We start from the raw sequence: 8949 nt of genomic DNA on the forward strand, positions 1-8949 counted from the left end.
CGACCATCGGCTGGCAGCTGTCGCCTGCAGGCTCAGAGCGGTCGAAAATCCGCTGCCAGTCTAGCGAGACCGACAGCCACGACCTTGACGGCAATCAATTGCGCTCAATGCATCAACTCGGCAAAGGACAGGAACCGGACCTTGTCGTGCTTGAGCACTCGCTGCTCGCACTCGACCACGGCCAGCCCGTCGGCCCAACAGGCGGCGCTCAACATCGCCGAGCTTTGCTGAGGGTGCAGCTCCACGCTCAATTGGCCGTCGGCACCCGGGCTCAGCCTGGCCCGCAGGTACTGTCGACGCTTGTTGCGCTGCAGCCAGTCGAACCCTGCCGGCACGGCCAATGGCAGCGGCAGCACCTCCTCCACACCCTGGGCCCTGAGCAGGAACGGACGCACCACCACCAAAGCGGTCACCAGCGCCGCCGACGGATTGCCCGGCATGCCGATCCAGGGTTTGCCGGCCACCTCGCCAAAGGCCAGGGGTTTGCCCGGCTGGATCGCCAGCCGCCAGAAGTCCAGGCTGCCGAGTTCCTCGATCGCCTGTTTGAGATGGTCTTCCTCGCCCACCGAGACCCCGCCCGAGGTCAGCAGCAGATCGCATTCAGAAGAGGCCAGGGTCAAGGCATCGCGGCTGGCCGTCAATTCATCGGCCATGACCCCGTAGTCATGCACCTCGACGCCCCAGCCGCGCAACAACGCGGCGAGGCAGTAACGATTACTGTTGTAAATCTGCCCCGGCGCCAATGGCTCGCCCGGCTCACGCAATTCATCGCCACTGCTGAGCAGGCATACCCGCAGCGCCCGATAGACCTCGACCTGCGCCACCCCTGCTCCGGCCAGCAGTCCCAGTTCCTGGGCGCGCAAGCGCTTGCCGGCCTTGAGCAGCAAATGCCCGTGACGGATTTCTTCGCCCTCCTTGCGCACATGCTCGCCAACACTTGCCGGCGGACACCAGACGCGTTCGCCCTCGACCCGGCAACGCTCTTGCGGGACCACGGTATCGGCACCCGCTGGCAGCGGCGCGCCGGTAAAGATTCGCACCGCCTGCTGCGCCAGCAACGCTGAAGCCTCGCCATCCCCCGCGGCAACCCGCCCAACCACCGACAGATAACCTCCCGCCTGGGGTAGATCAGCCGCCTTGAATGCGTAGCCATCCATGGCACTGTTGTCCCAGGCTGGCAGGTTTACCGGCGAATGAATGTCCGCCGCCAGCACCCGTCCCAGGCATTGCTCCAGGGGGATTTTTTGTACGGGGGGCGGTGGTGGGGCCTTGTCCAGCAGACGGGCAATGGCTTCGTCTACCGGCATCAGCTTGCCGCTGTCGCACACCGGGCCGCTCATGAGCGTGCCTCACAAGCGGCGATGACCTGCTGCAGCTGCGGCTTCAAATGCGCGGCGAAATTGCATGGGCCAGTGCGACTGTCCAGTTGTTCCAGGAGGATCTTATTCCAGGCGGTTCGGCACGCACCCGGCGAACCAGGCACACAGCACACCAGCACGCCGTTGCTCATCCCGGCCAGTGCCCGGGACTGCAGGCTGGACATGCCGATTTCCGCCAGGGAGACCTGGCGGAACAGTTCGCCAAAGCCTTCCACATGCTTGTCCAGCAATGGCAGAACGGCTTGCGGGGTGTTGTCGCGCGAGGTAAATCCGGTGCCGCCGGTCATCAGTACCACTTGTACCTGAGGGTCGGCGATCCAGTGGGAGAGTTTTGCGCGGATCTGATAAATATCGTCCTTGACCAGATCACGGTCGATCAGCACATGCCCTGCGGTTTGCAGCAGATCCGTCAGAGTCTGTCCCGAGGTGTCGGTATCGAAGGTGCGCGTATCGCTGATGGTCAGCACGGCGATGTTCAGGGGTTGAAAAGTGCGTTGCGCAAGATGGGCCATATCCAAGCCTTCCTGTTGATAAGGGTATGGCCCAGCGTGAACCGTAATGTGGATGGAGCCTATTCCTCCGAGGAGGTACCTCGACTGGGGGAATGGGGTGAATACGGGTAGGAACAGTCGGATTTGGATGCTGTGTTCTGATCTGAAATCCACCCCTCACCCCAGCCCTCTCCCCAGGGGGGCGAGGGAGCAGATTGTGGGTTTCTGAAGATGTGCTGCGACCTGAGCGTAATTCGTTGAATCCATAATCGACCCGGTCTCACAGGTCGCAGCAACTCGATAGACACTCAAGATCAGCTCCCTCTCCCCTCTGGGGCGGTCCGACGTTTCGGGAGGGTTGGGGTGAGGGGTGGATTTTGAGTCGGGCATCAATCCCTCAAGGCGCCAACCGATTACGCTGCCACCCCCCCTTGCTCAATCGGTAATCAAAACGATCATGCAAGCGGTCGGGGCGTCCTTGCCAGAACTCCAGGCGTTCCGGATGCAGGCAGTAACCACCCCAGCCATCAGGTCGCGGCAGGGCCTGGCCGACGAAGCGCAGCCCGGTTGCCGCCAGCAAGGATTCCAGCTCCGCGCGGCTGGCCACCGGACGGCTTTGCGGCGAAGCCCAGGCGCCGAGGCGACTGGCCAGGGGCCGGGAGTTGAAGTATTCATCCGAGAGCTGCGGGTCGAGCCTGGACACCCGGCCCTCAATCCGCACCTGACGCTCCAGCGCTGGCCAGAAAAAGGTCATGGCTGCATGAGGATTGCCGGCCATTTCCTGCCCTTTGTCACTCTGGTAATTACCGAAAAAAGTGAAGCCTTCATCGCTCAAGCCCTTGAGCAGCAGGATCCGGCAATGCGGGCGCCCCTGGTTGTCGACTGTCGCCAGGGCCATGCTGTTGGCCTCGACCGGCGCGCTCTCGGTGTCGCGGGCCAGTTGCAGCCACTGGCGGAACAAGGCCAGTGGATCGTCCAGGGTCAGATCGTCCTGCAGGCCATCCAGGGTGTAATTGCGGCGCATATCAGCCAGGGAAAGGGGCATGGCGGTGATCTCCGGTAGGTACACCTCAGTGTGCGAGCCCTTGCGCGACGCCACCTTGACCAACATCAACTCGGAGCATTAATGATGTGCCGTCTTCCCTCTATTTGAGCCGCAGGCGTCGGGCCAGTTTGTGCAGGTTGCTTGGATCGATTTCCAGCAGCCGCGCGGCGCTGGCCCAGTTCTCCCCGGACAGGCTCAAGGCGTGGAGGATTTTCTTCCGTTGGTAATCGTCAACGGCTTCGCCCAGGGGCTGGAATGGCAGGTCAGAGGCATCGTCCATTGGCAGTTCGGCAACCAGACCCGGCGCACCGATCGCGCTGTCGAGATCCAGCAGCTCAGCCTCGAGGGTCATGATCTGGCTGCGACTGGTGCCGCGGCTCAGTTGCTTCAACGCCGCTCGACTGATCACGTGTTCCAGCTCCCGCACATTGCCCGGCCAGGCGTAACCCAGCAACGCCCGCTCGGCCGCCGGCGACAGGCGCAAACCGCGCAGGCCGAGGCGCGCCCGATTGAGCTCAAGGAAGTACCCGGCGAGCATCAACACATCATTGCCGCGCTCGCGCAGGGGCGGAATCGGCACCGGATACACCGAGAGACGGTGATACAGGTCGGCGCGAAACAGGCCATCGCGAATGCTGTCCGGCAGATGGCGGTTGGTCGCGGCGATGATTCGCACATCGACATGCAACGGCTTGTCGGCACCCAGGCGCTGGATCTCACCGTTTTGCAACGTGCGCAGCAATTTGGCCTGTACCGCCAGCGGCAATTCGCCGACCTCGTCGAGAAACAGCGTGCCGCCATTGGCCGCATCGAAACGTCCGGCACGATCGCTGGTAGCGCCGGAAAATGCGCCTTTGACGTGCCCGAACAATTCGCTCTCCGCCAGCGACTCCGGCAAGGCGGCGCAATTGACATGCACCAGGGGCTTGTGACGGCGCCGTGAAAGACGGTGCAAGCGCCGGGCGAACAGCTCTTTACCGACCCCGGTTTCACCCAGCAGCAATACCGGCAGTTCGGAGTCGGCCAACACCTCCAGCTCATTGAGTAGCTGGTGCAGCACCTCGCTCTGACCGAGAATCTCGCCTTCTTCCGCCGGCATCCGCACGTCCTGGGTATCGCTGCGAGACAGACGCAGGCTGCGGTTCTCCTGTTCGAGCCGGGTCACCCGCACGGCGGCCTCGATTTGCAAGGTACAACGCTTGAGCTCTTCGCGCGCATGGCTGTCGAAGGTCCCGGCATGCAGGGCATCAAGGGTGATCGCCCCCCAGATCCGGCCTTCCACATACAGGCTCACGCCCATGCAGTCATGCACCGGCAGCGGTTCGCCGACATGGCTGTCGAGCAAGCCGTCATAGGGATCCGGCAGGCGGCTGTCGGGTTCGAACCAGGTCGGCTCGCGCGAGGCCATGATCGCCGCCAGTCGCGGGTGCTGGGCGATGACAAAACGCCGTCCCAGCGCTTCGTGAACCAGCCCCACCGTCGCCACCGGCCGCAGGCTGTCGTCATCCAGGCGCAGCAATCCCACCGCGCCACTGTTGAAGTATTCGCGCAGGGTCTGGACCAGCCGTTGCAATCGCACCGCATTGGGCAGCTCGACGATCAAGTCGGCTGCCAGGCTTTCACGCAACATGGTAGTAATTACCCTCTATGGTTCCATTCACCCTATGCCGTCAGGGTACTGATCACCACAACAATAAATTAATCGAGTATTTTCAATAGCTTAAATATGGCATGCGGGATGCAATAGAACCGGGGAACCTGTGAAATATAAAAGGAACCCCGATGAGCCTGAACCTTCTGGAACAAAGTCTCGGCCAACTGGCCTGCGACATCCCCGGCGCCACCCGGACTTTTCACACCTACAATCTGGACTTCTGTTGCGGCGGGCAAAAAAGCCTGCGCGAAGCCGCCCTTGGCAAAGGCCTCGATCCGCAGCTGATTGCCGATGCCCTGCTCGCCCTGCAAGACGCCGGTGAAACCCAGCACGACTGGCGCAACGAACCCGAGGAACTGCTGATCGCCCACCTGCTGGCGCGCTACCACGCCCGTCACCGCGAGCAGCTGCCGGAACTAATCCGCCTGGCCCGCCGCGTCGAGCAGGTACATGGTGCGCGCGCCAGCTGCCCGAACGGCCTGGCCGACCACCTGCAGGACATGCAGCAGGAACTCGAAGGGCACATGCTCAAGGAAGAACAAGTGCTCTTCCCGATGATTCAACAGGGCATGGGCCCGCAGGCCTCGCCACCGATCCGGGTGCTGCGTTTTGAACATGATCAACATGGCGAAGCCCTGGAGAGACTGCTCGCCCTGACCGACAACATCACCCCGCCTGTCGATGCCTGCAACACCTGGCGCGCGCTTTACCGGGGGTTGCTGGAGTTTCGTGATGACCTGATGCAGCACATCCATCTGGAAAACAACGTGCTGTTCGTCAAGGCCATCAGCCCTCGCGATTGATCGATTGCCGGCAACTGCAAACCCGCGCCAGCCAACCGGTTGACGCGGGTTTTTTCTTGAGCGGGACGAACCGGGTGTCAGCCGTGCCAATAGAACATGGCCTTGGCCAGGATCACGATCACCAGCATGTGCCCGAGGATGCTGCGGCGAATCCAGGTAGCGCGAGCCGGGGTCAGCCGTGCGTGTGTGAGCAGGTACGCCAGCAGCAGGTAATGACCGATGATGCTCAAGGCCAGAACGATCTTCAGGCTCAACAGCGTGCCGAAACTGCTCGCCAGTGGCTGACTCAAGGCTGCGCGGTGCTGCCACGCCAGACCAATGCCGGCGCCGTACAACAGCAATACCACGCCATGCAGCACCTTGCGCGAGCGCACCGCTATCGCCTGATCCGCTGGCAGCTGCGCAGCTTGCGCCAGCTGCTGGCGCGCGGAGTGCCAGATGAACACTTCGAAAAACAGCGTGCCAATAAAGGCGATCGCGGCCAGCAAGTGGGTGACCAGCAAAATGGGATAGATCACCGACAGCCTCCGTTAATTCGCCTGCTCATCCTGGATGGCCGTCAACCCGGCCACGCAGCAGCATCGGTCCGTAGCGCCAGACATACAGCGCGAACGCCAACGCCCAGCATACAGCCGCCAGCCATAACCCAAGCACCGGCAACACCATGACCAGCAGCACCCGGCTCAGACACGCCAGGTTCAGCAGAATGAACGCCAGGGTCATCCCCGACGGTGGTTCCAGTGGACGCCCGGTATGGCCCAGGCTGACCCGGGCGATCATCGCCAGAATCAAGCCGCCCATGGCCCCTATCGTCAGGCAATGCACCGCCAGACTGGGGTTCAGCGGCACACCGAAATGCCACAGCGCCATGCCCAGGCAGGCCACGGCCAACCAGCCATAGGCCAGGTGCAACGACCAGAGCAACGGCACTCGCCAGAGCGCCCGATCGTGCCAGCGAACCAGACGCACCAGATGCCCCGCCGCCAATACGGCGAACAACAGGCCGACCACTGGATTTGGGGAAAGCGCGGGGCCTGCGGCATATAGCGCTGCCACCAGGGCCGAGCCCACCAGCAGCACGCTATCCAGCCAGGGCCAGGGCTTTACGCTATCGACCCGGCCGAGGCCGCGCTGGGTGAAGAACGGTATGACCCGCCCGCCGATCAAGCCCATCATCGCCGCCGCCAGCCAGATCCCGGTCAATACGCTCTGACGCTGCCAGGCTTCGTTGCCTGGGAGCAGGCCGTATATGGACAAGCCGTCAGCTACGGCCAGTAGCAGCAACACCGCGACAATCGGGTAGTTACGTTTCTGCCGCACCTTCCACAGGGTAAAGCCCATGAGCCCTGCCACCGCCAGCGGAAACGCCAATTCCAGAACCGCCAGCAATGGCCATGGCGCACTCGCCAGCCAGGCCAGACGCGCCCCCAGCCACAGCAACGCCAGCACCGCCAGCGGCTTGCCGCTGATGCCGGGGCGTCCGCTCCAGGTCTGTACGGCGGTCAGCAGGAAGCCGGCGATAATTGCCAGGGCAAAGCCGAACAACAGCTCATGCCGATGCCAGGCCAGCCATCCGCCTGCCGGATGCCAGCCACTGATCGCGCCACTGAAGGCCGCCACCCAGAGGGGCACAGCCAGCAACGCCAAGAGGCAGCCCGCCAGGAAAAACGGCCGAAAGGCCAGACGTAACAGCGGCATAATCGCCATCGCGGTACGGCGGTCAAGTACTTGCATAAAACCACTCCTTTACCTTGCTGCCGGAGGATAAATCCCGGTCCGATCATCGGGTATTACCGATGAGTTGCAGTTGTCACAGATCAAGCTTGAGACGGCCAGGGGTTAACGTGGCTGTCCGTGTCGAACTATGGCGTGCAAGGGGCGTGCCCTGATCTCGATCCAGGGTTAAGTGTTGCCAGTCAGTTAAGGATTTCTAGCCCCGCACATTCCCCGTAGCAGCTGGCGAAGCCTGCGTCCCCGTAGCAGCTGCCGAGCTTTGCGAGGCTGCGTTCGGCCGCGAAGCGGCCGTAAATACTGAGTCCTCGGTTTACCTGAAGTACCGCGGTGCTTGATTTTACGACTGCTGCAGCCGAACGCAGCCTCCGGCAGCTGCTACGGTTCGCGTCCCGCCTTAACTGCCCGTCACCACAAGGTGTGATGCCGCCGGGTACAAATGACCATTTCGTGGTTATTTGTACCCTGATGCCCGTGGTCTTTATTACCACGCCCTTCCAACAACCCCCGCAATGACAGCCCTCCAGGCATGGCCCGAGTCTTGCTCTTCCCTCAGCACTCTTATCGTCAATTTCGATCCCTCGCTAACCCGGAGTCGTCATGAAAAAAGTGATCCAGCCCCTGGCATGGTTTGTAGTGTTAACCTCAATGGTGGCCGTGGCCAGTGGCGTCTCTCTAGGACTCGTCTGACTGTATAGCCGATCCCCTCCTCAGCCATCAGGATGAATTTTTATGGTGCTTCATCGCGTCCATCACCAGATTCTGCGCAGTCATCATTTATTCGAGCCGCTGAATGAAGAGCAACTCGATGAGTTGATGAGTACCAGTCACTTGCTGAGCATCGACAAGGGCGTGCCGCTGTTCCGCCAGGGCGAGCCGGCCGACTCGTTCTATTTCGTGATCGCCGGTGCGGTGAAGATCTACCGACTGACGCCCGACGGCCAGGAAAAGGTCTTTGAAGTCATCGGCGATCGGCAAACCTTCGCCGAGGCGATGATGCTGATGGACACCCCCAACTATGTGGCGTCGGCCGAGGCGATCTGTCCCACCCAGCTTTACCGGATCTCCAACAACACCTACATGCGCCTGCTGCAGAGCAATAGTCGGCTGACTTTCGCCCTGCTCGGCAAGCTGTGCGTGCGCCTGCATCAGCGGGTCAACGAGATCGAAACCCTGTCGCTGAAAAACGCCACCCACCGGGTCGTGCGTTATCTGCTGACGCAGCTGGTGCGTCAGCAAACCGTTGACAGCCAGTTCGAACTGCCGATGGCCAAGCAATTGATTGCCGGGCATCTGTCGATCCAGCCGGAGACGTTCTCGCGGATCATCCGCCGCTTGATCGATGAAAAGATCATCACTCAGGATGGCCGCCAGATCACCATTCTTGATCGTCTGCGCCTGGAACAGTTCGAGTGAGCGGCATGCCCATCTGCCTGTATTGCCAACACGCCAACCCGTCGCAGGAATCCGAATGCCGCCAGTGCGGCATGCCCCTGCCGGCACTGGCTCAACACGCCGAAGAACGCCGGCTGCGCCGATTCAAGTGGTTCTGCGTCGGCCTGACGATCTTCTGCGTCGCGATGTTCTTCTGGCTGCCGCGCAGCATCTCCTGAGCGGCGCCACATTTCTCAAACCCGAGTATATGCCCATCCTCCGTCAACTGGCACGGCTTGATCCCCGTAGCAACTGCCGAAGCCTGCGTCCCCGTAGCAGCTGCCGAGCTTTGCGAGGCTGCGTTCGGCTGCGAAGCGGCCATAAATCCTGAGTCCTCGGTTTTTCTGAGACACCGCAGTGGTGATTTTACGACTGCTTCGCAGCCGAACGCAGCCTCGCAAGCTCGGCAGCT

General features: G+C 61.9%; 9 protein-coding genes. 3 read left to right on the forward strand and 6 right to left on the reverse strand.

Translation table 11 applies throughout. The features are described from left to right. Window positions 1-104: 104 nt before the first annotated feature. The 4 genes from glp to norR all read right to left on the reverse strand — a co-directional run bounded on the left by glp (window position 105) and on the right by norR (window position 4545). Window positions 105-1340 (reverse strand): gephyrin-like molybdotransferase Glp, encoded by a 1236-nt coding sequence (glp, locus tag F8N21_RS08870; RefSeq protein WP_150641760.1) that lies wholly within the window; start codon window positions 1338-1340, stop codon window positions 105-107. Beyond that, a complete protein-coding gene (gene moaB, locus F8N21_RS08875) occupies window positions 1337-1891 on the reverse strand; it encodes a molybdenum cofactor biosynthesis protein B (RefSeq protein ID WP_150641761.1) in 555 nt (184 codons plus the stop codon). Before moaB ends, glp begins: the two co-directional genes overlap by 4 nt. Window positions 1892-2267: 376 nt before the next feature. After that, a complete protein-coding gene (gene pdxH, locus F8N21_RS08880) occupies window positions 2268-2915 on the reverse strand; it encodes a pyridoxamine 5'-phosphate oxidase (protein WP_150641762.1) in 648 nt (215 codons plus the stop codon). Between the two features lie 100 nt (window positions 2916-3015). Beyond that, a complete protein-coding gene (norR, locus tag F8N21_RS08885) occupies window positions 3016-4545 on the reverse strand; it encodes a nitric oxide reductase transcriptional regulator NorR (RefSeq protein WP_150641763.1) in 1530 nt (509 codons plus the stop codon). A 152-nt stretch (window positions 4546-4697) separates the two neighbouring features. Here norR and ytfE point away from each other — a divergent pair, with 152 nt between their 5' ends. Further along, window positions 4698-5372 carry an iron-sulfur cluster repair protein YtfE gene (gene ytfE / locus F8N21_RS08890; protein WP_150641764.1) on the forward strand — a complete coding sequence of 225 codons (675 nt, stop codon included), beginning with the start codon at window positions 4698-4700 and terminating at the stop codon, window positions 5370-5372. Window positions 5373-5449: 77 nt separating this feature from the next. Here the strand turns inward: ytfE and F8N21_RS08895 are convergent, their stop codons facing one another. Then, complete coding sequence (locus F8N21_RS08895) at window positions 5450-5890, reverse strand: hypothetical protein (protein WP_150641765.1); 441 nt, start codon at window positions 5888-5890, stop codon at window positions 5450-5452. Window positions 5891-5915: 25 nt separating this feature from the next. Next, window positions 5916-7106 carry an NnrS family protein gene (locus F8N21_RS08900; RefSeq protein WP_150641766.1) on the reverse strand — a complete coding sequence of 397 codons (1191 nt, stop codon included), beginning with the start codon at window positions 7104-7106 and terminating at the stop codon, window positions 5916-5918. A 729-nt stretch (window positions 7107-7835) separates the two neighbouring features. Between F8N21_RS08900 and F8N21_RS08905 the strand changes: the two genes are divergently transcribed. Further along, window positions 7836-8519 carry a Crp/Fnr family transcriptional regulator gene (locus F8N21_RS08905; RefSeq protein ID WP_150641767.1) on the forward strand — a complete coding sequence of 228 codons (684 nt, stop codon included), beginning with the start codon at window positions 7836-7838 and terminating at the stop codon, window positions 8517-8519. A gap of 5 nt (window positions 8520-8524) precedes the next feature. After that, window positions 8525-8716 carry a protein DnrP gene (locus tag F8N21_RS08910; protein WP_150641773.1) on the forward strand — a complete coding sequence of 64 codons (192 nt, stop codon included), beginning with the start codon at window positions 8525-8527 and terminating at the stop codon, window positions 8714-8716. Window positions 8717-8949 lie beyond the last annotated feature (233 nt).

The organism is Pseudomonas fluorescens, from assembly GCF_902497895.1.
In the GTDB taxonomy this organism is placed as follows: Bacteria; Pseudomonadota; Gammaproteobacteria; order Pseudomonadales; family Pseudomonadaceae; genus Aquipseudomonas; species Aquipseudomonas fluorescens_BP.

Coding starts and splice junctions, on each gene's coding strand:
- glp (WP_150641760.1), bottom strand. CDS start 1,340: ATGAGCGGCCCGGTGTGCGACAGCGGCAAGCTGATGCCGGTAGACGAA.
- moaB (WP_150641761.1), bottom strand. CDS start 1,891: ATGGCCCATCTTGCGCAACGCACTTTTCAACCCCTGAACATCGCCGTG.
- pdxH (WP_150641762.1), bottom strand. CDS start 2,915: ATGCCCCTTTCCCTGGCTGATATGCGCCGCAATTACACCCTGGATGGC.
- norR (WP_150641763.1), bottom strand. CDS start 4,545: ATGTTGCGTGAAAGCCTGGCAGCCGACTTGATCGTCGAGCTGCCCAAT.
- ytfE (WP_150641764.1), top strand. CDS start 4,698: ATGAGCCTGAACCTTCTGGAACAAAGTCTCGGCCAACTGGCCTGCGAC.
- F8N21_RS08900 (WP_150641766.1), bottom strand. CDS start 7,106: ATGCAAGTACTTGACCGCCGTACCGCGATGGCGATTATGCCGCTGTTA.
- F8N21_RS08905 (WP_150641767.1), top strand. CDS start 7,836: ATGGTGCTTCATCGCGTCCATCACCAGATTCTGCGCAGTCATCATTTA.
- F8N21_RS08910 (WP_150641773.1), top strand. CDS start 8,525: ATGCCCATCTGCCTGTATTGCCAACACGCCAACCCGTCGCAGGAATCC.